26 protein-coding genes are annotated in these 25,221 nt (G+C 58.7%); 14 read left to right on the top strand and 12 right to left on the bottom strand.

Features of this window, described 5'->3' with window-relative positions; genetic code table 11:
• Positions 1-180: 180 nt before the first annotated feature.
• The gene (locus VDP61_RS01720; protein WP_323005205.1) at positions 181-1,008 is read right to left on the bottom strand and encodes a TIGR00730 family Rossman fold protein; all 828 of its coding nucleotides are present in this window, start codon (positions 1,006-1,008) and stop codon (positions 181-183) included.
• An 85-nt stretch (positions 1,009-1,093) separates the two neighbouring features.
• Between VDP61_RS01720 and dapD the strand changes: the two genes are divergently transcribed.
• The 3 genes from dapD to VDP61_RS01705 all read left to right on the top strand — a co-directional run bounded on the left by dapD (position 1,094) and on the right by VDP61_RS01705 (position 2,908).
• Positions 1,094-1,918: a 2,3,4,5-tetrahydropyridine-2,6-dicarboxylate N-succinyltransferase gene (gene dapD, locus VDP61_RS01715; protein WP_323005204.1), complete on the top strand. Its 825-nt coding sequence runs from the start codon at positions 1,094-1,096 to the stop codon at positions 1,916-1,918.
• Between the two features lie 412 nt (positions 1,919-2,330).
• On the top strand, positions 2,331-2,738 hold the full coding sequence (locus VDP61_RS01710; protein WP_323005203.1) for a hypothetical protein: 408 nt from the start codon (positions 2,331-2,333) through the stop codon (positions 2,736-2,738).
• The gene (locus VDP61_RS01705; protein WP_323005202.1) at positions 2,732-2,908 is read left to right on the top strand and encodes a hypothetical protein; all 177 of its coding nucleotides are present in this window, start codon (positions 2,732-2,734) and stop codon (positions 2,906-2,908) included. Before VDP61_RS01710 ends, VDP61_RS01705 begins: the two co-directional genes overlap by 7 nt.
• A gap of 8 nt (positions 2,909-2,916) precedes the next feature.
• Here VDP61_RS01705 and VDP61_RS01700 read toward each other — a convergent pair whose 3' ends face one another.
• Both VDP61_RS01700 and VDP61_RS01695 read right to left on the bottom strand, forming a co-directional pair.
• Entirely contained in the window at positions 2,917-3,312 is a 396-nt protein-coding gene (locus tag VDP61_RS01700) for a YbaN family protein (protein WP_323005201.1), read from the bottom strand.
• 183 nt (positions 3,313-3,495) lie between these two features.
• Complete coding sequence (locus tag VDP61_RS01695; protein ID WP_323005200.1) at positions 3,496-5,148, bottom strand: peptidase U32 family protein; 1,653 nt, start codon at positions 5,146-5,148, stop codon at positions 3,496-3,498.
• Between the two features lie 251 nt (positions 5,149-5,399).
• Here VDP61_RS01695 and selD point away from each other — a divergent pair, with 251 nt between their 5' ends.
• From selD to VDP61_RS01680, 3 genes are all read left to right on the top strand, one after another.
• Positions 5,400-6,458: a selenide, water dikinase SelD gene (selD, locus tag VDP61_RS01690; RefSeq protein WP_323005199.1), complete on the top strand. Its 1,059-nt coding sequence runs from the start codon at positions 5,400-5,402 to the stop codon at positions 6,456-6,458.
• Between the two features lie 138 nt (positions 6,459-6,596).
• Positions 6,597-7,013: a hypothetical protein gene (locus VDP61_RS01685; RefSeq protein ID WP_323005198.1), complete on the top strand. Its 417-nt coding sequence runs from the start codon at positions 6,597-6,599 to the stop codon at positions 7,011-7,013.
• Entirely contained in the window at positions 7,010-8,176 is a 1,167-nt protein-coding gene (locus VDP61_RS01680) for a TIGR03862 family flavoprotein (protein ID WP_323005197.1), read from the top strand. Before VDP61_RS01685 ends, VDP61_RS01680 begins: the two co-directional genes overlap by 4 nt.
• Positions 8,177-8,405: 229 nt before the next feature.
• Here the strand turns inward: VDP61_RS01680 and VDP61_RS01675 are convergent, their stop codons facing one another.
• The 5 genes from VDP61_RS01675 to VDP61_RS01655 all read right to left on the bottom strand — a co-directional run bounded on the left by VDP61_RS01675 (position 8,406) and on the right by VDP61_RS01655 (position 14,315).
• Positions 8,406-9,587 (bottom strand): HPP family protein, encoded by a 1,182-nt coding sequence (locus VDP61_RS01675; protein ID WP_323005196.1) that lies wholly within the window; start codon positions 9,585-9,587, stop codon positions 8,406-8,408.
• Positions 9,584-10,597, bottom strand: a complete 1,014-nt coding sequence (holA, locus tag VDP61_RS01670; protein WP_323005195.1) for a DNA polymerase III subunit delta — start codon at positions 10,595-10,597, stop codon at positions 9,584-9,586. Before holA ends, VDP61_RS01675 begins: the two co-directional genes overlap by 4 nt.
• A complete protein-coding gene (gene lptE, locus VDP61_RS01665) occupies positions 10,594-11,097 on the bottom strand; it encodes an LPS assembly lipoprotein LptE (RefSeq protein WP_323005194.1) in 504 nt (167 codons plus the stop codon). Before lptE ends, holA begins: the two co-directional genes overlap by 4 nt.
• Positions 11,084-13,639 (bottom strand): leucine--tRNA ligase, encoded by a 2,556-nt coding sequence (gene leuS, locus VDP61_RS01660; protein ID WP_323005473.1) that lies wholly within the window; start codon positions 13,637-13,639, stop codon positions 11,084-11,086. Before leuS ends, lptE begins: the two co-directional genes overlap by 14 nt.
• Before the next feature lie 124 nt (positions 13,640-13,763).
• On the bottom strand, positions 13,764-14,315 hold the full coding sequence (locus VDP61_RS01655) for a DUF3576 domain-containing protein (protein ID WP_323005193.1): 552 nt from the start codon (positions 14,313-14,315) through the stop codon (positions 13,764-13,766).
• A 433-nt stretch (positions 14,316-14,748) separates the two neighbouring features.
• On the opposite strand from VDP61_RS01655, the gene VDP61_RS01650 reads away from it, so the two are divergent.
• From VDP61_RS01650 to VDP61_RS01640, 3 genes are all read left to right on the top strand, one after another.
• Complete coding sequence (locus tag VDP61_RS01650) at positions 14,749-15,729, top strand: porin (RefSeq protein WP_323005192.1); 981 nt, start codon at positions 14,749-14,751, stop codon at positions 15,727-15,729.
• A 218-nt stretch (positions 15,730-15,947) separates the two neighbouring features.
• A complete protein-coding gene (locus VDP61_RS01645) occupies positions 15,948-16,310 on the top strand; it encodes a porin (RefSeq protein ID WP_323005191.1) in 363 nt (120 codons plus the stop codon).
• Between the two features lie 59 nt (positions 16,311-16,369).
• Positions 16,370-17,023 carry a YggS family pyridoxal phosphate-dependent enzyme gene (locus VDP61_RS01640; RefSeq protein WP_323005190.1) on the top strand — a complete coding sequence of 218 codons (654 nt, stop codon included), beginning with the start codon at positions 16,370-16,372 and terminating at the stop codon, positions 17,021-17,023.
• Here VDP61_RS01640 and VDP61_RS01635 read toward each other — a convergent pair.
• Positions 17,014-17,544 (bottom strand): L,D-transpeptidase family protein, encoded by a 531-nt coding sequence (locus VDP61_RS01635; protein ID WP_323005189.1) that lies wholly within the window; start codon positions 17,542-17,544, stop codon positions 17,014-17,016. The genes VDP61_RS01640 and VDP61_RS01635 overlap by 10 nt on opposite strands.
• Positions 17,541-18,623: a GTP cyclohydrolase II gene (gene ribA / locus VDP61_RS01630; RefSeq protein ID WP_323005188.1), complete on the bottom strand. Its 1,083-nt coding sequence runs from the start codon at positions 18,621-18,623 to the stop codon at positions 17,541-17,543. The genes VDP61_RS01635 and ribA overlap by 4 nt, the downstream gene beginning before the upstream one ends.
• A 156-nt stretch (positions 18,624-18,779) precedes the next feature.
• Between ribA and VDP61_RS01625 the strand changes: the two genes are divergently transcribed.
• Both VDP61_RS01625 and VDP61_RS01620 read left to right on the top strand, forming a co-directional pair.
• A complete protein-coding gene (locus VDP61_RS01625) occupies positions 18,780-19,466 on the top strand; it encodes a response regulator transcription factor (protein WP_323005187.1) in 687 nt (228 codons plus the stop codon).
• 369 nt (positions 19,467-19,835) lie between these two features.
• Positions 19,836-20,624 (top strand): exodeoxyribonuclease III, encoded by a 789-nt coding sequence (locus tag VDP61_RS01620; protein ID WP_323005186.1) that lies wholly within the window; start codon positions 19,836-19,838, stop codon positions 20,622-20,624.
• Here the strand turns inward: VDP61_RS01620 and VDP61_RS01615 are convergent, their stop codons facing one another.
• Positions 20,625-21,080 carry a CreA family protein gene (locus VDP61_RS01615; RefSeq protein ID WP_323005185.1) on the bottom strand — a complete coding sequence of 152 codons (456 nt, stop codon included), beginning with the start codon at positions 21,078-21,080 and terminating at the stop codon, positions 20,625-20,627.
• A gap of 255 nt (positions 21,081-21,335) precedes the next feature.
• Positions 21,336-21,677: a hypothetical protein gene (locus VDP61_RS01610; RefSeq protein ID WP_323005184.1), complete on the bottom strand. Its 342-nt coding sequence runs from the start codon at positions 21,675-21,677 to the stop codon at positions 21,336-21,338.
• Between the two features lie 319 nt (positions 21,678-21,996).
• Between VDP61_RS01610 and tssA the strand changes: the two genes are divergently transcribed.
• The 3 genes from tssA to tssC all read left to right on the top strand — a co-directional run bounded on the left by tssA (position 21,997) and on the right by tssC (position 25,111).
• The gene (gene tssA, locus VDP61_RS01605) at positions 21,997-23,034 is read left to right on the top strand and encodes a type VI secretion system protein TssA (RefSeq protein ID WP_323005183.1); all 1,038 of its coding nucleotides are present in this window, start codon (positions 21,997-21,999) and stop codon (positions 23,032-23,034) included.
• A 61-nt stretch (positions 23,035-23,095) separates the two neighbouring features.
• Entirely contained in the window at positions 23,096-23,614 is a 519-nt protein-coding gene (gene tssB / locus VDP61_RS01600) for a type VI secretion system contractile sheath small subunit (RefSeq protein WP_323005182.1), read from the top strand.
• Between the two features lie 3 nt (positions 23,615-23,617).
• Positions 23,618-25,111: a type VI secretion system contractile sheath large subunit gene (gene tssC / locus VDP61_RS01595; RefSeq protein ID WP_323005181.1), complete on the top strand. Its 1,494-nt coding sequence runs from the start codon at positions 23,618-23,620 to the stop codon at positions 25,109-25,111.
• Positions 25,112-25,221 lie beyond the last annotated feature (110 nt).

Raw genomic sequence — 25,221 nt, 5'->3', positions numbered from 1 at the left:
AACCCCCGCCCGCCACTCCGGCAGGGCGTTTTGAAAGCGTTGGCCCCGATGCCATGCCCAAAGCCGGGCCGCGGCCAAGATGCGCTTGCCGGTTCAACCCCAAGGCCCTCGGGGGCGGGGGCGCATCGCGGCAAGCGCCCCCGCCCCCTTTGGGATGTTTTTTGCCGAAAAGATCGCGGTTCAGTCGCAGGGCGAGATTTCCCAATTGTCGATGACAGAGATTGCCTCCTCAGCGGTTTCCACAAATCGAAAAAGGTTCAGGTCTTCTGGTGAGATGGTTCCCGCCTCGGCCAGCGCTTGCCAGTTGATGATACGCTCCCAAAAGGCCTGACCGAACAGCAAGAAGGGGATGCGGTTCATCCGCCCGGTCTGGATCAGCGTCAGGCTTTCAAACATTTCGTCCAGCGTACCAAAGCCGCCGGGAAAGACGCAGATTGCCGCCGCACGCATCAGGAAATGCATTTTGCGAATCGCGAAATAATGGAAGTTGAAGCACAGGTCAGGCGTGACATAGGCGTTTGGTGCCTGTTCATGCGGCAGCACGATATTCAGCCCGATGCTTTGGCCGCCAGCCTCGGCCGCGCCGCGATTGCCTGCCTCCATCACGCCGGGGCCGCCGCCAGTGATGATCACATTCTTGCGGCCATAGCTGGCCATTGACCGTTCAGTCATGATCCGGGCAAAATTCTGCGCTTCGGTATAGTATTTGGTCAATTCGGCCAGAGTTTCGGTCCGGGCCGTATCTTTGTGCGCGGGTTCGGGAATGCGCGCGCCGCCGAACAGTACAATCGTGGAATCAATGCCGCGTTCATCCATCACCATCTGCGGCTTGAGAAGTTCAAGTTGCAGGCGCACTGGCCGCAGCTCCTCTCTGCACATGAAATCGTGGTCGGTGAAGGCAAGGCGATAGGCCGGCGCACGGGTTTGCGCGGTGTCGGGGATGTCACGCGCTGCCTTTACGTCTTGCTGGCTGTCACGAAACGGATGGCGGCGGGGTTCTTCTTTCATTGGTATTCCTTGGTCTGCAATTGCGTGGCTTTGCGTCAACGTCTATAGGCTTGGGCCAAGCCTGACCATCGCAAAGGAATATGACATGAGCAATGCCGCCCTTGAAACCGCAATCGAGACCGCTTGGGAAAACCGTGATTCGATCACGACTGCCACCAAAGGCGAGGCCCGCGAGGCGATTGAAGCGACCCTGACCGCGTTGGACAGCGGAACATTGCGCGTGGCCGAAAAGCGCGGGGCGGATTGGCATGTGAACCAATGGGCCAAAAAGGCGGTACTTTTATCGTTCCGGCTGACCGATATGTCCGAGATTTCGGGCGGCAATGGCGGGACGAACTGGTGGGATAAAGTGCCTTCCAAGTTTCAGGGCTGGGTTGAGGCCGATTGGCGCGCGGCTGGCTTTCGGGCAGTACCGGGCGCAATTGTGCGGCGGTCGGCCTTTATCGGCAAGGGCGTGGTCTTGATGCCGTCTTTCGTGAATATCGGGGCCTATGTCGATGAGGGGTCGATGGTGGATGGTTGGGCCACGGTCGGCTCTTGCGCGCAGATCGGCAAGAATGTGCATCTTTCGGGCGGCGTCGGGATTGGCGGCGTTTTAGAGCCGATGCAGGCGGGGCCAACGATCATCGAAGACAACTGCTTTATCGGTGCCCGGTCCGAGGTGGTCGAGGGCTGCATCATCCGCGAAGGTTCGGTTCTGGGAATGGGTGTTTTCATCGGGCAATCGACCAAGATTGTGGACCGCGAAACCGGGGCTGTGATGTATGGCGAGGTGCCGTCTGGGTCGGTTGTGGTGGCGGGGTCGATGCCGTCGAAAAACGGGGTCAACCTGTATTGTGCGGTGATCGTGAAAAAGGTCGATGCGCAAACGCGAAGCAAGACCTCGATCAATGAGCTGTTGCGGGATTGATTTTCCGTCGGGCGTGCGGGGCGGCATTGCTGTATTGACCGGATGCTGGCCGCAGCCCCTTTATGGGCCAAATGTCAGAACTGAGCAGCGCGCCCCTGCCCCGGCGGCGTGGGGGCGGCAAGCCAGACAAGGTAGGATTGGTTGGCAGAGCAAAGCCGCCCTTGGCCAAGGCGTTGCGGGGCAGGCCAAGGCGGAAAGCCCCTTTGTGACCGCCACAACCCGCGTGACGTTTTGGCAAATTGCCTTTGGGCAAGATCGGATTTACCGTTAGCGTCTGTTTGCGTTTGCGTTTGCGTTTGCGCTGCTGCGCCAGCAAGGACAGCGTTATAGAAAAGGGCCGAACGCACGCCGAACGCACTGTGTCATCGTGCTTGGTGGCAAGCGTACAAGTCATCCAACAAGGAGCCGTAAAGTGACCAAAGAAAGCATTTGTGGCCGTGTGCTCGTCATCGCGGCAGGGGTTGCGGTTGTGTTTGGTGCGTTGACCGTTCTTTCCGGTGGGCGCGCGTTGTTCGGTGGGGCAGAGGCGCAGGCGGCGGTCGGCAACGCCGTGGGCTTTGTGCTGTGGTTCAACTTTTTGGCTGGTTTTGCCTATATTGTGGCCGGTATCGGGCTGTACCTGCGGCATTTGGTGGCGCTTTGGCTGTCGATTGCGATTCTGGTCAGCACGGTTCTGGTCGGGGTGTTTTTCGGTATCCATGTGCTGCAAGGTGGCGCGTATGAGTTGCGCACGGTCGGGGCGATGATTTTGCGCGCCGCTGTTTGGGGCGTCATTTCCATTGTGGCCTGGCGGAACCTTGGCAAGGCGGCACAGTGCTGACCGAAGCGATCTTTGCAAAGGTCAATGCGCATCTGACCGACAGCCATGAAACCTCTGCCGCCAAGCGCTGGCGCGTGTTTCGTGCGGGGGTATCTGATGCTGGATTCGCTGTGTTGAGGGGCGCCACAGCGTTCCATGTCGCAGCCCGCCCGGCCCCGTTTATGGGTTGATGGGCCACTTAACCATCTGGCCGCGTCAAGATGAAAAGCGCGGCCCCGGCCATGAACACCACCTGCACGACCAGCGCAAACATCGGCGCACCAACGACAAGCGCTGCGACAAACGCAGCCAGCATCATCGTCAGCGCCATTGCCTTGTGGCGTCTGGCAATTGCACCCTTTGCCTGCCAGCTGGCAATGGCAGGGCCAAAGGTTCGACTTTGCACCAGTTTGGCATGCAGCGCCGGCGCGCTTTTGGCAAAAGCAAACGCCGCAAGGATCACAAACGGCGTTGTTGGCAGCAATGGCAAAACAACCCCGATCGCGCCAAGAACCAAAGCGGCCCCGCCAAGCAGCCGCCACCCCCAAAGTGACAAAAGGGCGCGTTTGCCGATGCGGCGAGAGGTTTGGGTCATGCGGCTGGGTTCCTTAACGTGGTGGCCCCACATTAGCCCGGCATCACCGCATGGGCAATGAAGCGCGCTTGCGAATTGGCCAAACAAGTGGTTCCGGCGGCTGCCAACTGGCATGTCGAACGCGATCATCCCCAGAAAATACAGAGCGCACCAAGGTCGGGCGGATACCGGGCCAGTTTTGGCTCAGGCGCTGGGGATCTTGAGGGTCCTGGCCTCAACGCGGCTTAGTTGTTCGCCTTGTTTGCGCCGCAAGAGAACCTCGCGGGCCTGGCCGTATTGGTCATCCTGCCAGAAGATCATGCAGCCATTGCAGCCCTTGCCGCAGCAGCCCTCGGTGCCGACACGGTTGGTCTTGAACCGCTTTTCATTGCTGTCTTGCGCGATGCTTGCCGCCAGCGCGTCGCGGCGGCGGGCATAGGCGGCGGGGTCGCCGCGCCCTGAAACCTCCATACCTTGCGTCAGCTTGTCAAAGCGGATGCGGTTCCATTGCTCCTCGTTCAGGGCGCGCTCTTTGCGCAGCACGGTGAAGGCGGGAAAACGGGCGCGCAGCTCGTCCAGGTCTTCGTGATCGAACAGCGAGAACGGGATTCGGATCACGGTCTGGGTGCTGCCCTGCACCATTTCCAGCCGTTCCCCATCTGCGGCGCGCTCAAAATCATACATCCGCAGCAGCACGGTTTCGCGCGCGATGGGCGAGACGAATTCCAGCACCTCGCCGGCCCCCAGCTTGTTCTTCACCTGCACCAGAAAGGCGTCTTCGGTTACCTCGGTCACCACGCCAGCATATTCCCACTGGGCCAGCGCGGCGGTGTGCTCATAGTCATGCGCGTAATTGGTCAGCCGCCCGTCATGGAAGGCCAGCGTATAGCCGCGATTTCCCACCGCCTCCAGCTCGCGCATATAGGGTTTCGGGTTCCAACCTTCAGGATCGGCATAATAGTCGTCGATGGCCATGCGATAGGCGCGCGCCACGATGGCGCAATAATATTCCGACTTGCCGCGCCCTTCGACCTTCAGGCTGTCCACCCCGATTGACAGGTAATCGTTCAGTTTCGGCATGATGCACAGATCGCGTGAATTGAGGATGTAAGAACCGCGCGCGTCTTCTTCGATCGGCATCAGCTCGCCGGGGCGGCAGCCCTCTTCCAGCAGAAATTCAAACATGTCCTTGTTGGTGTCATTGATTTCCAGATCTTCGACGGTGCCGTCTTTCAGGCGCATTTTCAGCGTATAGTTCCAGCGGCAGGAATTGGCGCAATTGCCTTGGTTGGCGCCGCGTTCGGCCATGAAGTTGGACAGCAGGCAGCGGCCCGAATAGGTCATGCACATGGCGCCGTGCACAAAGGCTTCCAGCTTGATATCCGGGCATTTTTCGCGAATTTCGGTCAGTTCCGCAAAGGAGACTTCGCGCGCCAATACGCACAGGTCTGCCCCCTGACCCTGCCAGAATTTGACTGTCATCCAAGAGCAGACATTGGACTGTGTCGAGATATGCAGCGGGATTTCCGGCGCATGTTCGCGCACATATTGAAACACGCCGGGATCGGCGATGATCAGCCCGTCCGGCTTCACCCGGCGCACGGTTTCGATATATTCATCCAGTTTCGGGATGTCCTTGTTGTGCAAGAACAGGTTCAGCGTCAGATAGGCGCGCCGCCCGTGGGCATGACAGAAATCGACCCCTTCGATCACCTCCTCCAGTGAAAACTCGGACTTGGTGCGCAGCGACATGTCTGGGGTGCCCAGATAGACCGCATCGGCCCCGTAAAGGATCGCCATTTTCAATTTGCGCAGATTGCCCGCAGGCATCAGTAGTTCGGATCGGTGTTGGGTCATGTGATCGCCGGAGTTTGGAACAAGGGCGCTGTTTAGGGCAAATGCGGCGGGATGTGAACGCGCGCAGTTGCCGCAGATTGACATTGGCCTGACCGCAAGAACCATTGCTGCGGCTGATTGACCGGCTGTGGCTTCTGGCTGGCCTTGGGTGGTCGGAAATGGCAAGAGACGCCCGATTGACTCGGTAATCGGCTGGGCGATGATGCGCAAATGCCCGGATCACGTTGCAGTGCAGTGGGAATGAAGTGAAAATGAACAGCAAGCCACAAGAACCGCGCCTGACCTCACTGTCGCATGGCGGCGGGTGCGGCTGCAAGATAGCCCCCGATGTATTGGCCGGCATTCTCAGGTCGACGGCGTCGATGCCGATGCCCGACGAACTGCTGGTCGGAATTGAAACCTCGGATGATGCGGCGGTTTACCGGATCAATGACCAGCAGGCGCTGGTCGCCACAACCGATTTCTTCATGCCGATCGTGGATGACCCCTTTGATTTCGGCCGGATCGCGGCGACCAACGCCATCAGTGATGTCTACGCGATGGGCGGGCGCCCGATCATGGCGCTGGCGCTGGTCTGCATGCCGATCAGCGTGCTGTCGCCCGAAACCATCGGCCGCATCCTTGAAGGTGGTGCGGCAAGCTGCCGGCAGGCCGGGATTCCGGTGGTCGGCGGCCATACGATTGACTCGGTCGAGCCGATCTATGGTCTGGTGGCGCTTGGGCTTATCCATCCCGATCTGGTCCGGCGCAACGCGGGCGCAAGGCCCGGCGATCTGCTGGTGCTGGGCAAGCCGCTTGGCGTTGGCGTGATGGCCGCGGCCCTCAAGAACGGCGCGCTCAGCGCTGCGGGCTATGGCGAGTTGATCGCAACAACAACGCGGCTGAATACACCGGGGCCAGAGCTTGCGGAAATCGAGGGCGTTCACGCGATTACGGACGTGACCGGGTTTGGGCTGGCAGGCCATGCGCTTGAGATGGCACGCGGGTCAGATTGCGAGATTCATCTCGACTGGGCCTCGGTCCCCTGTCTGGCTGGTGCCCGGTCGTTGGCGGCGCGGGGGTTTGTCACCGGGGCCTCTGGGCGAAACGTCACAAGCTATGGCGATGGCGTCACCTTCCCGATGAGCTTCGCGGCCGAGGACAAGGCGCTGATGTCGGACCCGCAGACCAGCGGCGGCCTGCTTGTGTCTTGCGCGCCCGCCGCACTGGATGCGGTTCTGGCGATTTTCGCGCGCCATGGTTTCGGGGCGGCGGCAGTTGTCGGCACCGTCCGGCAGGCGGGCGGCGTGCCGCGCGTGGTGATCGGCTGATTGCGACGATTTTCGCGCAGCCATGCCCCCATATTCGTGGCGGCGGGGAAATTGCCGGTTTCAGCCTGCTCTTGTATAGCTTGTGTTTTCTTGACAGAGAACACGGTGACGCAGCGCAGGGCACAGGGGGCGAAACCTATGCAGGAAATGCCGGATTTTGGGGCCAGACCGATTGATTTGGCCGGTGCGGTTCTGAATGATCCGCTACATTGGCTGACCAATCCTGCCCTGTGGCGACAGCTTGCGCTGTTGCCCGTTACTTTTCCAATCGTCGTTCCACGGGCGCGGTGCTTGCATGCGGTTTTGGCCCAGCCTTTGATCCCGGCCACCATGCGCGCTGCGCTTTATGACCCAGATTGCGGGCTGCGCCGAATTGCGGAAAACGGTGTTGATTTTGTCGGTGGATATGGGGGCTTTGGTATTGCCGGGGGCAAGAACACAGATCAGGGCAAGGTAATGTTTGCACTATGGAATTGGCTAAAGGGTAATGGGCTGGAAAGCTTTTATCCGCATCGGGCGCTGGGGTTTCAGCGCGCCGCGCCTTGGCTGCCATGATCGAGCCCCCCCAGACAGACGCATTGGTCATTGGCGCAGGCCCTGCCGGGCTGATGGCCGCCGAGGCGCTGGCCGCCGCTGGCCGCCGGGTGCTGGTGGTTGAGGCCAAAGCAAGCCCGGCCCGCAAATTCCTGATGGCGGGCAAATCAGGGCTGAATATCACCCACGCAGACCCCGATTTCATCGCGGCCTACCCAGAGCCGTGGCTGGCCCCGATGCTGGCTGAATTTGGCCCTGAACAGGTGCAAGATTGGTGCAGGGGCTTGGGGCAAGAGGTGTTCACCGGGTCCTCGGGGCGGGTTTTTCCGGTTGCCATGAAGGCCTCGCCGTTGTTGCGGGCATGGTTGGCGCGGCTGGCAGCGGCGGGCGTGGAGCTGCGAAGCCGTTGGCGCTGGGCCGGGTTTGAGGGCGATAGCTTTGCTTTTGAAACGCCAATGGGTCGCGCCACCTTGCGGCCCGGCGTTACCGTTCTGGCGCTGGGCGGTGCAAGCTGGGCGCGGCTTGGTTCTGATGGTGCTTGGGTGCCGTGGTTGGCGGGGCATGGGGTGCAGATTAATCCGTTTCAGCCTTCAAATATGGGGTTTTGCGTGAATTGGTCGCCACATATGGCGCGGCATTTCGGCCAGCCTGTAAAAGCGGCGGCGCTGTGCCTTTCGACGGGGCAGCGCGAACGGGGCGAATTTATCATCTCATCCAAAGGGGTGGAGGGGGGCGGGATTTACGCGATCAGCCGCGCCCTGCGCCAAGGTGCCACGCTTGGGCTTGACCTGTTTCCTGACCTCAAGATCGAGGCGCTGCGCGCACGGCTGGCCAAAGCCCGCAAAGGCGATAGCGTAACCGGGCGGCTGCGCAAACTGGGCCTGCCCCCCGTGGCGATTGCCTTGGTGCAAGAATGGGGCCGCCCGCTGCCCGATGACCTCGCGCCGCTGCTCAAGGCGTTGCCGGTGCCGCTTGCGGGCCCGCGCCCTATGGATGAGGCGATTTCGACCGCCGGTGGTATCGCCCGCAACGCGCTGACCGATGGGCTGGAATTGTGCGCCATGCCGCGCGTTTTTGCCTGCGGTGAGATGCTGGATTGGGAGGCGCCGACCGGCGGGTATTTGTTGACCGCTTGCCTGGCGACAGGGCTGTGGGCCGGGCGTGCCGCTGCACAGGCAAGGTAGAGGGCCAATGGTTGCAGGGCTGGCCGTGATAGGCTGGCCGAACAATCAGGCCCGCGTCGGTTTCCATGCGCCACTGGGTTTGCACCGGCAGGCAGCACGCCACCGTATTTGTAGCCGTATTCACCACGACCTTCTGGGGGATTGCGCGACAGGGCGCGTGTGGCAAAACGCTTGGCGATATTCTGTCTTGCCCGCGCGCTGGCCTTGGCGGCCCTATGGGTTTGCGCCCTCAGGCGCCAGCTATGGCAGGCTTCCTTTGTGGATATTGTGCCTTGGCCAGTGCGGCAATCAAATCAGCGCGGCTTACCAGCCCGACGAGCCGCCCTTGGTCCAGCACCGGCACAGCCTGCTGTCCACCCTCGGCCAAAAGGTCGATCAACACGCCCAGCGGTGTTGTTTCGGTTGCGGTGCCGACCGTTTTTTCCATCACATCTGCTGCCACGGGTTCCACAGCGTCCTGGCTGGGCCGCAACAGCCGGGTCAGCACGCCGGTTTTTACGGCCTTGGGCGGCTTGTCCCATGATCGGACCAGATCAAAGGCGCTGACCAAGCCCTGAAACATGCCATCTTGATCAATCACCGGCAAGGTTCGCAGCTTATGCTGGCGGATCAGGGCTGCCACTTGGCTGACGGGCATTTGCGGAGGGGTGGTCACCACATCGCGTGTCATCACCTGCCTGCTGACAACGCCGCTGAACAGATGTTCCGCGGCAATGCCATGCGCCGCATCAATCAGCCGGGCAAGGTCGGCAGGGCCGATGTTGGCATCCAGCCGCAGATCTTGCAGGATTTGGGTCAGTTCCCTGGCCTCTATCGCCGGTTGCAGCCCCGGTTGGGCCACCTGTGTCGGGGCCTGTTCCTCGGGTTGACGGAACGGATAAACCCGGCCAGTCAACCGATTATAGACGACTGCGACCAGCAATAGCAGGCAGGTATCCAGAAGAACCGGGCTGAATGCATAGGAAAAGCCAACCTCGCGCACCACATCAGCGGTCAGAACCACGCCAAGCGCGACCCCCGCCGCAGGTGGATGCGTGGCGCGCAACAGCATCATCGCCCCCATCGCCAAAGTGACGGACAGGCCTATTGCCAGCCAGGGCTCGGTCACGGTCATCACCAAAGCCACGCCGATCAGCGCCGAAACCGTGTTGCCCACCATCGCCGCCCAAGGCTGCGCCAACGGGCTTGAGGGCACGGCAAAGGCCAGCATCGCCGTCGCCCCCAAAGGCGCAATCAGCAACAAGGTCGGGTCTGGACCTTCGGGCAAAAACGGTGCCCGAGTCACCCTTACCAAAAAAATGCACAGCGTCAGCCCGACCCCTGCACCAATACAGGCGCGCAGCATTTCTTTGGTGCGGGGGCGGCCGATCGACGGGCCAAGTGACCGCAGGACGCGCTGCCAGCGCTTCATTTCGGTGCCATCGCAAGCCGGATCAGGGCGCGTTCCATCACAGCCATAGCGGGCGCGCGGCTGGTTGATCGTAGCGTCAGGTCGGTTTCCAACAGCTCGGCCAGCGCCCATTCCAGCACCGGAACGCGCCAGCCCTGCAGTTGCCGCAGCATCCGGTCGCGGCGCGGGCCAAAGACCCGCATCCGAAGCATGCCATTCGCCGCACCACCCGAATCAATTGCGGCACCATGCAGGGCCTTGAAATGCCGCATTGCACCAATGCACAGGGTCACGGGGGCCACGCCTTGCCCCTCCAGCCGCCGCATCAATGCCCCTACCTGTTGCTGGTTGCGCTCGGCCACGGCATAAATCACATCATCCACGTCGGCCTCTATTGTGCCGGGGGCGCAGGCCGCCACATCTGCTGAACCAAGCGGCGCGGCTACGCCCCATTGATACAGCACAATCTTTTCCAGCGTTTGTCGGAAATCACCGGGGTCAAGCGCGCGGGCCAAGATGCCAAGGTCGGTCATTGCCTCGGGGGTTATGGCGCTCAGCCCGGCCCGTTTCAGTTCGGCCTCGATCTCTTCTCGGCTTGGCGGCTCGTCATAAAGCCCGATGCATACGGCATTGCCCGAATCGTCAAACACCTTTTTTAGCGGTGATTTTGCGGTCAGGCCGCCAGCCGTGACCACAATCGCGGCATCACCCGGCCGCCATTCGCGCAAAACTTCGGCCAGCAGCGGCGCCATGCCATCGGTGGCATCCTCGACAAAGGCCACGCGCGGGCCGGGAAAAAAACCAACCGACCGAATCGCATCCGACAGCGCCGCATTATCCTTGCGCAATTCAGCGGCGGGCAGGCGGGTCAGGCGCATTTCGGCCTCTCCTTGCGGGCCAACCAGTGCCAGAATCGCCTCTTGCCGTTTCAAAGCCACGCGCATCGGATCGGCCCCGAAAATCAGCAACCCTGCTTTTTTGGGGTCAGGGGCGGCCAAATACTTTGCCGCTTGCTGGCCTTTCAGGTTCATTCCGTAACAGGCCGGGCAGCAGCAGCCCATTGCCCAGAGGTCGCCAAAAGCTGGCTGACAATCTGATCCGCGATAATCCGCATCAGGCGCTGCGCCGCGTCTTCTTGTGCCGCCAGCCCCGCCACGGTGGACCCGGTTGCGGAATAAGACGTGAAGTTTTCGATCTTGCCCCCGGTAAGTCGCGCGCGGGTGGTGACATCAGTCAATTCCCACTCGACCACCCCAATCAGGCTGTAGCGCGTGACCGCGTTATCGGGGGTAATTCCAAGACCAACGGGATTCAGGGCGATTCTATAGCTTAGCCCGTAAAGCGGGCTGTCCGATGGCCCCAGCCGTTCTTCCAGCCGCTCTACCAAATCGAATGCCGGCTTGTCGCGCGGCTCGGCGGCCAGCACGGTGTTTTGCAACGCCGTGCCGCCGCCACCCGGTGCATAGGCGGGGGTAAAGCCGCAAGCGGCCAGCATTATCGCACCCAGAAAGAAAGCTTTAGATAACCACATTCACAATACGCCCCGGAACTACGATCATTTTCTTTACAGGTTGGCCTGCAAGGAATTTGATCACAGCATCATCCGCCAGAACAAGTTTTTCAACCTCGGATGCAGCCATATCGGCGGGAACCGTGATTTCGCCGCGCCGTTTGCCATTGATCTGGATCGGCAATGTAACCGTGTCTTGCAGCAGCATGTCGGGCAGGGCCTTGGGCCATGCCGCCTGTGCAACAAGACCCGCGCCACCTTGCATTGCCCAAACCTCCTCGGCAAGATGTGGCACCATCGGCGACATCAACTGTGCAAGCGTGCGCATCGCCTCGGCCATTGCGGCCTTGCCCGCTTTGGCTTTGAGCAGCGTGTTGGTAAATTCATACAGTTTGGCGATGGCTTTGTTGAACGCAAAGCCTTCAATGGCATGGGTCACGTCCTCAATCGCGCGGTGCATGGCGCGCAGCAGATCGTCATCTTCTGCGCCTGTACCCGCGGGCATCATGGCGATCCGTTCGCTCAGCGCCCAAACCCGGCCAAGATATTTCGCTGTCGCCTCGGCCCCTGATGCGGTCCATTCCACATCGCGTTCGGGGGGGCTGTCTGACATCACGAACCAGCGGGCTGTATCGGCACCGTAGGTTGCAATAATATTCATCGGGTCCACGACGTTCTTTTTCGACTTGGACATCTTGATGATCGGCCCGACCTCTACCGGGGTCCCATCTTTCAGTGTCGCCCCCGATTCATGTTTCACCACGTCTTCCGGCATTTGCCACACCGGGCGGCCATCCGCGCCGCGGGTCGCATAGGTTTCATGCGTTACCATGCCTTGGGTGAACAGCGCGTTGAACGGTTCAATCGCCGATGCGGGCAAATGCCCGGTCTTGTGCATCGCGCGGGCAAAGAACCGCGAATAGAGCAGGTGCAGAATCGCATGTTCAATTCCGCCGATATATTGGTCTACATTCATCCAATATCCGGCATCTTCTGCGTTGGTCGGCGTATCGGAATGTGGCGCGGTGAAACGTGCGTAATACCAGGACGAATCGACAAACGTGTCCATCGTATCGGTTTCCCGCTGCGCCGCCGCCCCACAGTTGGGGCAAGTGCAGTCACGCCATGTCGGATGGCGATCAAGCGGGTTACCCGGAATGTCAAACGTCACATCATAGGGCAGCTCGATCGGCAGGTTTTCCTTGGCCTCCGGCACCACGCCGCAGGTATCACAATGGATCACCGGAATCGGGCAGCCCCAATAGCGTTGCCGCGAAACACCCCAGTCGCGCAGGCGGTAATTGGTGACACCATGCCCAACCCCTTTTGATTCGCAAAAATCAATCGCCAGATTGACAGCCGTAGCCCCTGTCTGCACCTCATCGCCAGCAAAGCCGCGAACATAGCGGACAGGTTCCGATTTCAGCGGCACATACGCTTCGCTCAGCGCCGCTTCCTCGGTACCTTCGGGCACAAACACGGGCGGGATCGGCAAGCCATATTTCGTCGCAAACTCAAAATCGCGCTGGTCATGCGCCGGGCAGCCAAAAATCGCCCCCGTCCCGTATTCCATCAGCACGAAATTCGCGATGTAAACTGGCAATTCCCACGCCGTATCAAACGGATGCCGAACCCGCACGCCGCTATCCAGCCCCCGCTTCTCGGCCTTTTCCAAGGCCTCCTCGCTCGTGCCAATCTTGCGACATTCGGCGACAAATGCCGCCACGTCCGGGTCATGCCGCTCCAAATGCCTGGCAAGCGGGTGATCGGGTGAAATCGCTGCAAACGATGCCCCCAGCAGCGTATCGGGCCGCGTGGTGTACACCTCCAGACGGTCAAACCCTTCGGGGGCATCCACGGTGGAAAACGCAAACTGCAAGCCGCGCGATTTCCCGATCCAGTTTGCCTGCATCAGGCGCACCTTTTCGGGCCAGTCCTTCAGCCCGTCCAGCGCCTCCAGCAACTCGCCCGAATAATCGGAAATCTTGAAAAACCACTGCGTCAGCTCGCGCCGCTCTACCGCCGCACCTGATCGCCAGCCCTTGCCGTCGATCACCTGCTCATTCGCCAGCACGGTCATATCTACCGGGTCCCAGTTCACCACCGCATTCTTGCGGTAGACCAGGCCTTTTTCCATCATGTCGATGAACATCGCCTGCTGCTGGCCGTAATATTCCACATCGCAGGTCGCAAATTCGCGGCTCCAGTCAATCGACAGGCCCAGTGGCTTCATCTGCCCGCGCATGTCGGCGATATTGCCATAGGTCCAGTCTTTCGGGTGCCCGCCCCGTTCCATCGCGGCATTTTCGGCGGGCATCCCGAAGGCATCCCAGCCCATCGGATGCAGCACGCTGAAACCCGCGCTGGCCTTGTACCGCGCCACCACATCGCCCATGGTATAGTTGCGCACATGGCCCATATGGATGCGCCCCGAGGGGTATGGGAACATCTCCAGCACATAGTATTTGGGGCGCGAGGCGTCACGCGTGGCGGTAAACACACCGGCCTTCTCCCAGGCCTCTTGCCAACGCTTTTCAATTGCTGCGGGTTCATAGGGCATGATGTACTAGGCCTTTTGGCAAGAGATCAGATTTTCCGCGCAGTTAACCCAACACCACCCCCAAGGTCCAGAGACCCGATGAGTTTCGTCTTGGCAAAAATACCTGAATCCGACCGTGGCCGCGCCCTTACAGCTTGCTGTCGCGAATCCGCAACTGCCGCGCCCGGGTCAGAATCGCATCCTCAACCGCGCGCTGCGTGTCACGGCTAACCGAGGCGCCGCCCCGCGTTTGCAACGACAGCTTCAGGCTGCGCGCATCCAATGCCGGGTCTTGAACGTAAATTGTTGCGCGATACGCCTGCCCGCCACCCGGCGGCACGCCGTATCCGGTCACGATAACCCCAGTGAACGGGTCCACTGTCTCAACCGGCAAAAAGCTGAGAATATCCAGCGAGGCGTTCCAGATATACTTGTTCACCTCAACCTTGGTGTTCGGATCGTCGGATTTGTTGAACAGATCCCAGAATGACGACCCGTTATCCCTTACGCCGGTACGGACCAGATCGTCTTGCTGCGCGCGCATTTCATATTCTGCGTCATTGTTGCGCTGCGCGGCTGCGCGCACCAACTCAACATCTGACGGGCCGCCAAACATGCGGCCCATGCTTCCGCCGCAGGCGGTCAATGAAAATACCGCGGCCCCAAACATGGCAGCGCGAAGGAAAGGATGCAGGCTCATACGGGTCTCCCGGCTCTTAACTAGGAGTGTCTAACTTAGCGCCCCCCGTGGAACAAGGGCTTTCAAGGCATTGCACGCATTACTGGCCAAGTTTTGGCCTTATATAGGGTGTAGACTGGATATTAAGCACGGAATCACCCGCGCATCACCCGTTTGCATGCCCATAGGGCGCCCCAACAAAGGCCCGCCTTGGGGTGCGCCGCCGCCTTGGGCATTGCCCGGCCCTGCAATTCCCCGCGCGGGGGCCGCTTTTATCCGATAAACCCGCCTGCCGGGCGGTGCACTGTGACATTGACGCACCACACATGACGTCTTTCCACATTGCTGCCCCAGTCTTCGTTGCAATCGTGGGCGTAACGGTGGATTAGAAGTGCATACCCAGTTCGAATTTCCTTGAGTTGGGCAGCACCTTTGAAAAAACACGAGGGAAAACATGAAAAAGATTTTGATCGCGACATCCGCACTTGTCGCAACCGCTGGCATCGCACACGCTGAAGTCTCGGTATCGGGTAAGGCAATCGCTGGTTTGGTCTACAACAGCGAAGGCGTTGAAAAGACACGTTTGCTGAACAAAGTAAACATCGAGTTTAACGGCTCGGGCGAATCCGATGGTGGCCTGCAGTTTGGTTTCAACACCAACCACATCGTAACCAACAATGGCGGTTCGGTCGACAACGACGACACAACTGTTTACATGTCGGGTGCATTCGGCAAGCTGTCCTTCGGTGCTGTTGCAGAAGCTGACGAAGTTGCTGGCCTGTCCGACATCGGTTGGGATGGCTTGGACGTTGATGACGTTGCAGAAGCGCTGGTTGGCGACGAACTGGGCGACATCATGGGTATGGGTATCGGTCACAACGTAAACTACACCTACTCGACTGGCCCGGTAACTTTCTCGCTGTCCGGCAAGCTGGCAACTAGCCACACTGCAACCAACGACAGCTATGCTGCTGGCGTTAAGTACAACTTCGGCACAGGCTATGTTGGCTTGGGCTATGGTGACCACGAGTTTGCAGGCCTTCGTGCTGCTAGCGTTGTGTCCGTATTCGGTGGTGCTACATTTGACGCCATCAAAGTTTCGGCACTGTACTCCGACGCACGTCTGAAAGACGGCGCTGGCGTGAAGACAGACGCTCAGGCTTACGGCTTCAACGCTTCTTACACCATGGACGCTTTGACCCTTTCGATGGGTTACGGCAAAGCCAAGTTTGATGCGAACACCATGGGTATTGCTCTTAAGCAGCAGTCGTTCGGTGTTGGCGCTGCATACGACCTGGGTGGCGGTGCTTCCGTCTCCGGCGGTATCGCACGGGTTGAGTCGGTTGGCGACGAGAACCTGTCGGGTGCTGCAGCACGCGTTGGTGCAAAAACCAAAGAAACACGCGCAGACTTCGGCGTGACCTTCAAGTTCTGATCCAACCGGATTGGTCTTAGGGAAAGAGCGGGCCTTGTGCCCGCTCTTTTCTTTTTACCGCCAGCGCAGGTTTCCTAGCGATTTTGGGGCGGCAAAGCCGGCATATCCCCACCCATTGCGTCTTTGGCTTGCCAAATTCGCCGCGCCGTACCATCTTGGGCTGATCCGCCGCGCCAGACCTTGGGTCTTGCAAGCGCTTTCAAACAAAGGAGATGGCGATGAAAATCAGGGCATATGTGCTGGCTTTTGCTGCATCCCTGGGCTTTGCCCCAAATCTTGCAACCGCCCAGATCGCCCTGACGGGTGAGGCCAAAATGGGCCTTAGCCATGTCAACGGAAAAACCAATGCCGCCGCGGGCACCCGTATCACGGCGCGGTTTAGCAGGGTCACGGATGGCGGCATGGAATTTGGCGCGATCGTCGATCTTGATCAAACCGGCACGGGCACTGACGCGGTATTTCGTGGCAATGCGCCACGGGCGCAAGTGTTTATAGCCAGCGGAAACCACAGCCTGCGCGTTGGTAAAGCCGTTGACAGCGCCACGCAAAGCCTGATGGCCACGCAAAGCCTGATAGACTGACGCGGTCAACCTGTGATTTGGTGCCAACAGTCACCGCGCACCCAAAAAGGCCGCCTGAAATGTCTCTCTCAGCTATAAAATCCCGTCTGATGTCTGCCTGCACCGCCGCAGGCCGCGCGCCTTCCAGCGTGACCCTGATCGCCGTTTCAAAAGTTCAGCCGCTTGATCGGCTCCGCGCTGTTCTATCCGAAGGGCAGATGATTTTCGGTGAAAATTACGTTCAGGAAGCGGCTGGAAAATGGCCCGATCTGCGCGCCGAATTCGGCCCGGTTCAGGTTCACATGATCGGCCCGCTGCAAACCAACAAAGCCAAACCAGCGGTCGCGCTGTTTGACGCGATCCATACGCTTGATCGCCCGTCCTTGGCCAGGAAACTTGCCGCGCTGGCCCAGCAACGCGGTGCCAGCCCCGATATTTTTATCCAGATCAACATTGGCGAAGAGCCGCAAAAAGCCGGTGTTCTGCCCGCCGAGGCCGATGATTTCATCACCGAAGCCCGCCAGCTTGCCCTGCCGATTCGCGGCCTGATGTGTATTCCCCCCGAAAATGAAGATAGCACCCCGCATTTCAAAGCCTTGGCCGCCATCGCTGCCCGCAACGGCCTTGACGGCCTTTCGATGGGGATGAGCAGTGATTTTGAGGCCGCGATTGCGGCAGGGGCCACGCATATCCGCGTCGGTTCGGCCATTTTCGGCGCGCGGGACTATGGCTGACGCGGCCTTGGGCCGATAGAGGGGGCCACCACCAACCGCGCGCCCAGCCTGAGCCGCGCCGCGATCCAAAGCAGATCGGCGGGGGCAAAGGCCACGCAGCCCGCCGTCGGGTATCCGACCCGCCGCCAGCGATGCAGAAAAATGGCCGATCCGCGGCCTTGCACCGCGTCGGGCCAGTTCCAATCGGTCATCAGCACCAGATCATACAACGGGTCTGCGCGGCGCATGGTTTCGTGGCTGAAGGGATGGGGCGCACGGACAAGGTGGTTATAGTCAGGGTCTGCAACATCATCCGACCAAAGATCACGCAAACCGATCGGCTGGGCCCAACGCGGCAAGCGGGCGCCGCGCAGACGGTCAGGCCGATAGAACATGCCCAGAATGCGATGCGTGCCTACAGGCGTGGCCATGTCACCTTCGCGCTTGTCGGTTGTCACACCGCCGCGCCCGATGGTGCAGGCAAATTTGCGCCCCGCAAACCGTGCGCCGCCGGGGGATACAACAATATCATGCACGCTCATAGCAGATGCCCCGATTTGGCGGCCTTGGTCGCCAGATAGGATGCGTTTTGATTGGTCTGTCCAACACGCAGCGGGACGCGTTCGGCAACGGTAATTCCCATCGCCTCCATTATCCTGATCTTGGCAGGATTGTTGGTCAGCAAGCGGATTGATGAAAACCCCAGACTGCGCAAAATGGCCGCGCCAAGGCGAAAATCCCGTTCATCATCTTCAAAGCCAAGCCGGTGGTTGGCCTCGACAGTGTCAAAACCCTGGTCTTGCAAGGAATAGGCGCGCAGCTTGTTGGCCAGCCCGATCCCGCGCCCCTCTTGGTTGAGATATAGCAAAACGCCTGCCCCCTCGGCCCCCATCTGGGTAAGGGCGGCGTGAAGTTGCGGGCCGCAATCACATTTCAGGCTGTTCAGCACATCGCCGGTAAAGCAGGCCGAATGCAGGCGGGCCAGAACGGGGGCAGCCCGGTCCGGGCGACCGACCTCTATCGCGTAATGTTCTGGCCCACCATCTTCGGGGCGCAGCACATGCACACGCCCCGCGCCCGCCGCAGCCATCGGCAAGCGGGCCGCGCTGACCGGATGCAGGGGCGAGGCGCGGCCAAGCTCGGGCAGGATTGCCGGCAGGAACAACTGGGTCAGCGCCTCGGTGCCGGCCAGGGTCGGTGCGACAGGCACGGCAAGAATCGCAGGCAAAAGCGGTGCTGATTTTGCCAGAAGGATCGCGGCGCGGTGCAGGTCGGCGGGGCCGTCGCGCAGGCAGCGCAGCGGGCCCTTCATCGGAAAGCGCAGATCATCGGCCGGGTCGGCCAAAGCACGCAGCCACGCCAGATCGGCCTCGGGCGGTACGGATATGCGCAGCAGATCGCCGTCATAGGCCGGGGTTTTCAGCGTTTCAGCCCGCCGCGCGGTCAGTGCCAGTTCCAACGGCCCAAGGCTGCGCAAGGCGGTCAGCCTGTCAAGCGTCAGCGCCTCGACTGCGATTACCAGCGCCGCTTGATCGCCGTTGCGCAGCAACACCGGCACGCCCATGCGCAAATCGCCGCGTGCGCGGGTCAATTTTTCAACTATCGACAGACCCAAGGCCATGCTTGCCCCCTCATATCCTGCAAGTGATGTAACCGCAGCGCGGGGAAATTGAAACATAAAGCCCATAGCGCACACGTCCGCGTGAGAAGTTTGACGCATATCTTGTCGAAACCGTGCTTCGGGCGCATCTCAATCACAGTGAAGAGGAGAACGACAATGGCACAATTGCGCAAAATTCTTTTGGTGGATGATGATGATGACCTGCGCGAAGCGTTGAGCGAGCAGTTGGTCATGACCGAAGATTTCGACGTTTTCGAGGCCGCCACAGGTGCCGAGGGCATGGAAAAGGCCAAAGAGGCCTTGTACGATCTTGTGATTCTTGATGTCGGTCTGCCTGATACCGATGGGCGCGAATTGTGTCGCCGGATGCGCAAGGTGGGGGTGAAAAGCCCGATTCTGATGCTGACCGGGCATGATACCGATGCCGATACTATTCTGGGCCTTGACGCTGGCGCCAATGATTACATCACCAAGCCGTTCAAGTTTCCTGTGCTGTTGGCCCGAATTCGGGCGCAGTTGCGCCAGCATGAGCAATCTGAAGATGCCGTGTTCCAGCTTGGGCCATATACTTTCAAACCCGCGCAAAAAATGCTGCTGGATGACAAGGAAAAAAAGATCCGTTTGACGGAAAAAGAAACAAATATCCTCAAGTTTCTGTATCGTGCGTCGTCGGCGGTGGTGGCGCGGGATGTGCTGCTGCATGAGGTGTGGGGGTATAATGCAGGGGTTACGACCCACACGTTAGAGACACATATTTACCGTCTGCGCCAAAAGATAGAGCCTGATCCATCAAACGCGCGTTTGCTGGTAACCGAGTCGGGCGGATACCGACTTGTTGCCTGACTGCCATACAACGGCTAGAATCGTCAGCTACCCGATGATTATTGCGAAATTGTAGCGTAAGGTTGAATCATTGGTTCCCCTTGTCGCGTCGGGGTTATGGCGCGGCATCCTCCCTGTTGGACCTTGGCCGGGCCTTGTGCCCGGTCTTTTTTTGGCTAACGCATGAAATTCCATTTCCGAGCAAGCTTGGTTAACCTTTTTGGGCTTAACTGGGGTTTCCTCCCTGTTGTACTGGGCCGGGTTGCAGCGGGTGCTGCGCCCGGTCTTTTTTACAACCGGCTTTTTTACAACCGGCGCTGCGTGCACCAAGGGGTTGAGGCTTTGGTCGCCCGGCACTAGGGTATTGCTACGCCTGCACAGGAGCCGCCAATGTCTTTCACCCTTGCCACCTGGAACATCAACTCTGTCCGTCTGCGCGAAGGGTTGGTTGCCCGGCTGATGGCAGATGAGGCGCCAGACGTGCTGTGTTTGCAGGAATGCAAAAGCCCGGTAGAAAACATTCCGCTGGAGCAGTTTCAAGCGCTTGGCTATCGCTACATGGTGGCGCGGGGGCAAAAGGGCTATAATGGTGTGGCGATCTTGTCCAAGCTGCCGATCATGGATGCGGGCGACAAGGATTTTGCCGGGCTTGGCCATGCGCGCCATGTTGCGGCGCGGCTGGAAAATGGGGTGACCATCCATAATTGCTATGTGCCTGCAGGCGGCGATATTCCTGACCGCGAACAGAACGAAAAATTCGGCCAAAAGCTGGATTATCTGACCGAGTTGCGGGATTGGTTCCGTTGGGAAAAGCCGTCCCGCTCCATTCTGGTCGGTGATTTGAACATCGCCCCGCGTGAGGATGATGTCTGGAGCCACAAGGCCTTGCTGAAAATCGTCAGCCATACCCCGATCGAGGTAGAGCATTTCAACCAGGTGATGGAGGCTGGTGATTGGGCCGATATTACCCGCGCCGATATTCCCGAAGGTTTGCTGTATAGCTGGTGGTCGTATCGCGCCAAAGATTGGGATGCCGCCGACAAAGGCCGCCGGCTCGATCATATCTGGGCCACCGGCGATATCGCGACAGCGGGCCATTCCAGCCGTATCTTGCGCGATGTGCGCGGCTGGCAACAGCCCAGCGATCATGCCCCGGTCTTCGCCAGCTTTGATCTGTGATCACTTGGCCTGATACAGCGGAATCGCGGAAATAGAGGTTTTCGCCGACCCTTTGCTGACCTCGCTGCCATGCGCCAGATAGATCAGAGTTTGGGCTTTCTCATCATAAACCCGCGTCACGCGAATTGACTTCAGAATGATCGACTGGCTTTCACGAAACACCTCTTCGCCGCCTTTGCCGCGCTTGATGTCACCCATGGCGATCGGCCCGGTTTGTGTGCAGGCGATGGAAGAGTTCGAGGGGTCTTCAAACCAGTTTCCCTGTTGCAGCCTGTCGATGATACCGCGTTCAAAATAGGCCAGATGGCAGGTTACACCCTGCACCTTTGGGTCGTTGATGCTTTCGATGATGATATCATTGCCGAACCAATCCACCCCGACCTTGCCGACCACTTCGGCATGTAAGACAGGGGCAAAAAGGCAAAGGGCGGTTGCAAAAAATGTCGTGCGGATCATGGGGCATTCTTTCAAAGTTCGATCTTGCATAACATAACCATCACGGCTTTGGTTCCCCAAAGCGATTTTGAAAACCATCTGCAACATTTTTGCTGGCCTATGGCGTTTCGCCTTTGGGCGGATCATTCGCGCCAGAGAGTTTTTCCACATGCGCTGGCCCAAAGATAGCAGAGGCGCTGTCGGTGATCGTCACAAATCATCAAGTCGCGGGCGCAAGGTTATGGCGGCCGCTTTCGGGCTGGGGTGCCGCGGCTTTTAGCCCGCCACCTCTTGCCCGCCCGCATCCAGAACCGTCACCTTCAGGGACAGCTTCTGCAAGCGGAAGTATTTCTTCAGCTTTTTTGCAAGCCCTGGTACGAGCTTTTCACAAGCCAAGGTCAGGGTTTTGCCCTCAGCCGTAACTGTGCCAAACGCGACCTTGGTCTGCTCTGATTCCTTGCGCAGTATTTTGCCCAAGATAGCGGGCTTTTTGCGGCGGTGCAGGGAAAATAGGGCATCAGCATCGGTCGCGGGGCAGAACGCAAAGGAAAGCGCTTTGTTGCGCGCCAGTTTGACGAGCTTTTTCAGCTCGGCACCCTCGGTTTTAAATTCGCTCATTGTCCCCTCCGGGGGAAAAAACAGTCATAAAAACTGCCGCAAGCAGACGCGAAATATCAGATTCGGTCAAGCCTGGATCGAAAGTGATGATTTTTTTGTATCGCCCAAGGGGAACGAAATTGAATTCAGCCCCTGGGCAGGGGCCAAATTCCACGACCGGTATTTCCCCCTTTCAGCCGAATGGTGAAAGTCTACGAAGTTTTTTGATGCGGATTCAGATTGTCGTCAGAAAACGCTGGCTTGAAAGGTTTGTTCTGCTAACCTTTGCGCGACATGCCGCCTGTATATTTTTGAACATGAAGAACTTTGAGAGCTTTTAATGGACCTGTCTGCTTTTCTCACCAGCCACGGCGATGCTGAACCCAGTGGTGAAAACCTTGAATATGACACCGCGTTCATATCGCTGGAGCTTGCTGCACAACCCGGCGAGGAACGTCAGGTCGGTGACAGCATCATTGCAGCCGAAGACCCTGACCATGATGAGGTTTTCATTCACGCCGCCGATGTCCTGAGCCGCAGCCATGATCTTCGCGCGGCGGTACTTCTTGCACATTCCTTGATAAGAGTTAATGGTTTTCAAGGGCTTGCAGAGTCTACCGGCTATATTCGCGGATGCCTGGAAATGTGGTGGGACAGCTGCCACCCGCAGCTTGATGCCGATGACGACAATGACCCCACGATGCGGGTCAATGCCGTTTCATCACTGGTTGATGGTGACACGATTTTACGCGCCGTGCGCTTGGCCCCGCTGACCGAAAGCCGGGCCTTTGGCCGGATCAGTTTGCGCGATTTTGCAATCGCAGCAGAAGAGATGGCACCGCCGGCAGGCATGGAAACCATTCCCGACACAGGCACGATTTCCGCCGCGTTTCAGGATACGGACCCGGATAAATTGCTGGTCGTCAGGGAATCAATTGCCAGCGCCTTGGCTGATGTGAAAGCGATTGGCGTCGTTTTTGACGAACAGATACCGGGGCAGGGGCCAGATCTTGGTCCTTTGGAGAAATTATTGAAGCAAGCCCTTCGTCATTTTTCAGATGTTGGCATTGGGGCTGATGCGGTCGCCGAGGGCGAAACAGATGATCCGGGCGAAGCCGCCGCCAGCGAGACGGCCGCGCGACCTGCATCTAATGCTGGTGGGGGTGCCATCAATGGGCCACAAGATGTGCGAAATACGTTGGATCGGCTGATTTCCTATTACGCCAAGGCCGAACCTTCCAGCCCGGTGCCGATGCTGCTTGAGCGGGCAAAACGTCTTGTCGGTGCGGATTTTATTACAATTGTCAAAGATATGGCCTCGGGGGGATATCCCAATGTCAAAACAATCGGAGGGCTGTCGGATGAGGACGATTATTGACCAAAGGCCCGTCTTGGCTGCATGCTACAAGACATACTTCTAAAATTCAGGGAGCCCAAAAATGGCCAGTTCACAGAAATTCATTGCCAGAAATCGCGCCCCAAGGGTTCAGATCGAATATGATGTTGAACTTTATGGCGCGGAAAAGAAGGTGCAACTGCCGTTCGTGATGGGCGTCATGTCTGATCTTGCGGGCAAATCCGAGGCCCCGCAACCCGCGATTGCAGATCGCAAGTTTCTGGAAATTGATGTCGATAATTTTGACAGCCGGATGAAAAGCATGAAGCCGCGCGCGGCCTTTACGGTGCCCAATACCCTGACGGGCGAGGGCAATATGGCCGTTGACATCACCTTTGAATCTATGGACGATTTCAGCCCCGCCGCGATCGCCGCCAAGGTTGAGCCGTTGAAAAAGCTGCTGGATGCGCGGACACAATTGTCAAACCTGATGACCTATATGGATGGCAAGTCGGGCGCGGAAAACCTGATTGCCACCGTTATCCAGGACCCGGCTTTGCTTTCGGCATTGGCGGCACAACCTGCGCCCAAGGGCGATGCAGCCGAGAAAGACAAGGGGTAAGACATGGCCGAAACAGAGCTACAATCATCGGGCGGTGCGACACAAGAAGCATTCGGCTCTTCGGAATTCGCCAATTTGCTGCAAAAAGAGTTTCGTCCGAAATCGGACCAGGCCAAAACAGCAGTAGAGCAAGCGGTTAAAACCCTTGCCGAACAGGCGCTTAGCAATACTGCCTTGGTGTCGGATGACGCGCTGCGGACCATTGAGGGTATTATCGCCGAGATTGACAAGAAGCTGACAGAGCAGGTCAATCTGATCATTCACCACGCCGATTTTCAGCAGTTGGAAAGCGCATGGCGCGGGCTGCATTATTTGGTGAACAACTCTGAAACCGACGAGATGCTGAAAATCCGCGTCTTGAACATTTCCAAAAAGGATATGGGCAAGACGCTGAAAAAGTTCAAAGGCACGGCTTGGGATCAATCGCCGATCTTCAAAAAGATCTATGAGGAAGAGTTCGGGCAGTTTGGGGGCGAGCCATATGGCACATTGGTTGCCGATTACCATTTTGATCATTCCCCACCTGACGTAGAGTTGCTGGCCGAAATGTCCAAGATCGCCGCGGCGGCCCATTCGCCGCTGATCACAGGGGCGAAACCGACGCTTTTCCAGATGGATAGCTGGTCAGAGCTTGCCAATCCACGCGATCTGACCAAGATTTTCCAGACGCCGGAATATGCATCCTGGCGGTCATTGCGCGAATCCGAGGATAGTAAATACGTTGGCCTCGCGATGCCGCGCTTTTTGGGCCGTTTGCCCTATGGTGCTAAAACCGACCCAGTGGATGCCTTTGCCTTTGAAGAGGATACCGAAGGCGCGGATTCGGAGAAATACGCTTGGGTCAATGCGGCTTACGGCATGGCTGTGAATATCAACCGCTCGTTCAAGGCCTATGGCTGGTGCTCGCGGATCAGGGGGATTGAGTCGGGCGGCGCGGTTGAAAACCTGCCCTCGCATACTTTCCCGTCGGATGATGGCGGCGTCGACCAGAAATGCCCAACCGAAATCGCCATTTCTGACCGCCGCGAGGCCGAGTTGGCACGCAATGGCATGATGCCGTTGATTCACCGTAAAAATTCGGATCTTGCTGCGTTTATCGGGGCGCAATCGCTGCACCAGCCCGCCGAATATGATGATGCAGATGCAACCGCCAACGCCAATCTTGCGGCGCGTTTGCCCTATCTTTTCGCTACCTGCCGCTTTGCGCATTATCTGAAATGTATTGTGCGGGACAAAATCGGGTCGTACAAAAGCCGGGAAGATATGCAAGCGTGGCTGCAGGACTGGATCAACCAATATGTTGATTTTGCATCGGCATCATCACCCGAGGATGAAAAGGCGCGCAGACCGCTGGCCGCAGCCGAAGTCGTTATCGAGGAGGTTGAGGGAAACCCAGGTTACTACACCTCCAAATTCTTCCTACGTCCGCATTATCAGCTTGAGGGCCTTTCGGTCTCATTGCGGCTTACGTCAAAATTGCCTTCTGAAAAGGGGTAATGCCAAGCGCCCTGAGGGACAGGGCGTCATTGAACGGTGGTTAAGTCGGGTATTTTCCGCAAGCCATCCTTAACGAGGCATCTTAGGATGCCGTTTTATCAGCGGGTTCC

The sequence above is a fragment of the Pseudorhodobacter sp. genome, assembly GCF_034675685.1.
Taxonomy (GTDB): Bacteria; Pseudomonadota; Alphaproteobacteria; order Rhodobacterales; family Rhodobacteraceae; genus Pseudorhodobacter.
This window is presented reverse-complemented; position numbering and strand designations above follow the sequence as displayed.

Bases quoted from the DNA above. Each gene is read 5' to 3' on its own strand.
- VDP61_RS01720 (WP_323005205.1), bottom strand. From the start codon at position 1,008: ATGAAAGAAGAACCCCGCCGCCATCCGTTTCGTGACAGCCAGCAAGAC.
- dapD (WP_323005204.1), top strand. From the start codon at position 1,094: ATGAGCAATGCCGCCCTTGAAACCGCAATCGAGACCGCTTGGGAAAAC.
- VDP61_RS01700 (WP_323005201.1), bottom strand. From the start codon at position 3,312: ATGACCCAAACCTCTCGCCGCATCGGCAAACGCGCCCTTTTGTCACTT.
- VDP61_RS01695 (WP_323005200.1), bottom strand. From the start codon at position 5,148: ATGACCCAACACCGATCCGAACTACTGATGCCTGCGGGCAATCTGCGC.
- selD (WP_323005199.1), top strand. From the start codon at position 5,400: ATGAACAGCAAGCCACAAGAACCGCGCCTGACCTCACTGTCGCATGGC.
- VDP61_RS01685 (WP_323005198.1), top strand. From the start codon at position 6,597: ATGCAGGAAATGCCGGATTTTGGGGCCAGACCGATTGATTTGGCCGGT.
- VDP61_RS01680 (WP_323005197.1), top strand. From the start codon at position 7,010: ATGATCGAGCCCCCCCAGACAGACGCATTGGTCATTGGCGCAGGCCCT.
- VDP61_RS01675 (WP_323005196.1), bottom strand. From the start codon at position 9,587: ATGAAGCGCTGGCAGCGCGTCCTGCGGTCACTTGGCCCGTCGATCGGC.
- holA (WP_323005195.1), bottom strand. From the start codon at position 10,597: ATGAACCTGAAAGGCCAGCAAGCGGCAAAGTATTTGGCCGCCCCTGAC.
- lptE (WP_323005194.1), bottom strand. From the start codon at position 11,097: ATGTGGTTATCTAAAGCTTTCTTTCTGGGTGCGATAATGCTGGCCGCT.
- VDP61_RS01655 (WP_323005193.1), bottom strand. From the start codon at position 14,315: ATGAGCCTGCATCCTTTCCTTCGCGCTGCCATGTTTGGGGCCGCGGTA.
- VDP61_RS01650 (WP_323005192.1), top strand. From the start codon at position 14,749: ATGAAAAAGATTTTGATCGCGACATCCGCACTTGTCGCAACCGCTGGC.
- VDP61_RS01645 (WP_323005191.1), top strand. From the start codon at position 15,948: ATGAAAATCAGGGCATATGTGCTGGCTTTTGCTGCATCCCTGGGCTTT.
- VDP61_RS01640 (WP_323005190.1), top strand. From the start codon at position 16,370: ATGTCTCTCTCAGCTATAAAATCCCGTCTGATGTCTGCCTGCACCGCC.
- VDP61_RS01635 (WP_323005189.1), bottom strand. From the start codon at position 17,544: ATGAGCGTGCATGATATTGTTGTATCCCCCGGCGGCGCACGGTTTGCG.
- ribA (WP_323005188.1), bottom strand. From the start codon at position 18,623: ATGGCCTTGGGTCTGTCGATAGTTGAAAAATTGACCCGCGCACGCGGC.
- VDP61_RS01625 (WP_323005187.1), top strand. From the start codon at position 18,780: ATGGCACAATTGCGCAAAATTCTTTTGGTGGATGATGATGATGACCTG.
- VDP61_RS01620 (WP_323005186.1), top strand. From the start codon at position 19,836: ATGTCTTTCACCCTTGCCACCTGGAACATCAACTCTGTCCGTCTGCGC.
- VDP61_RS01615 (WP_323005185.1), bottom strand. From the start codon at position 21,080: ATGATCCGCACGACATTTTTTGCAACCGCCCTTTGCCTTTTTGCCCCT.
- VDP61_RS01610 (WP_323005184.1), bottom strand. From the start codon at position 21,677: ATGAGCGAATTTAAAACCGAGGGTGCCGAGCTGAAAAAGCTCGTCAAA.
- tssA (WP_323005183.1), top strand. From the start codon at position 21,997: ATGGACCTGTCTGCTTTTCTCACCAGCCACGGCGATGCTGAACCCAGT.
- tssB (WP_323005182.1), top strand. From the start codon at position 23,096: ATGGCCAGTTCACAGAAATTCATTGCCAGAAATCGCGCCCCAAGGGTT.
- tssC (WP_323005181.1), top strand. From the start codon at position 23,618: ATGGCCGAAACAGAGCTACAATCATCGGGCGGTGCGACACAAGAAGCA.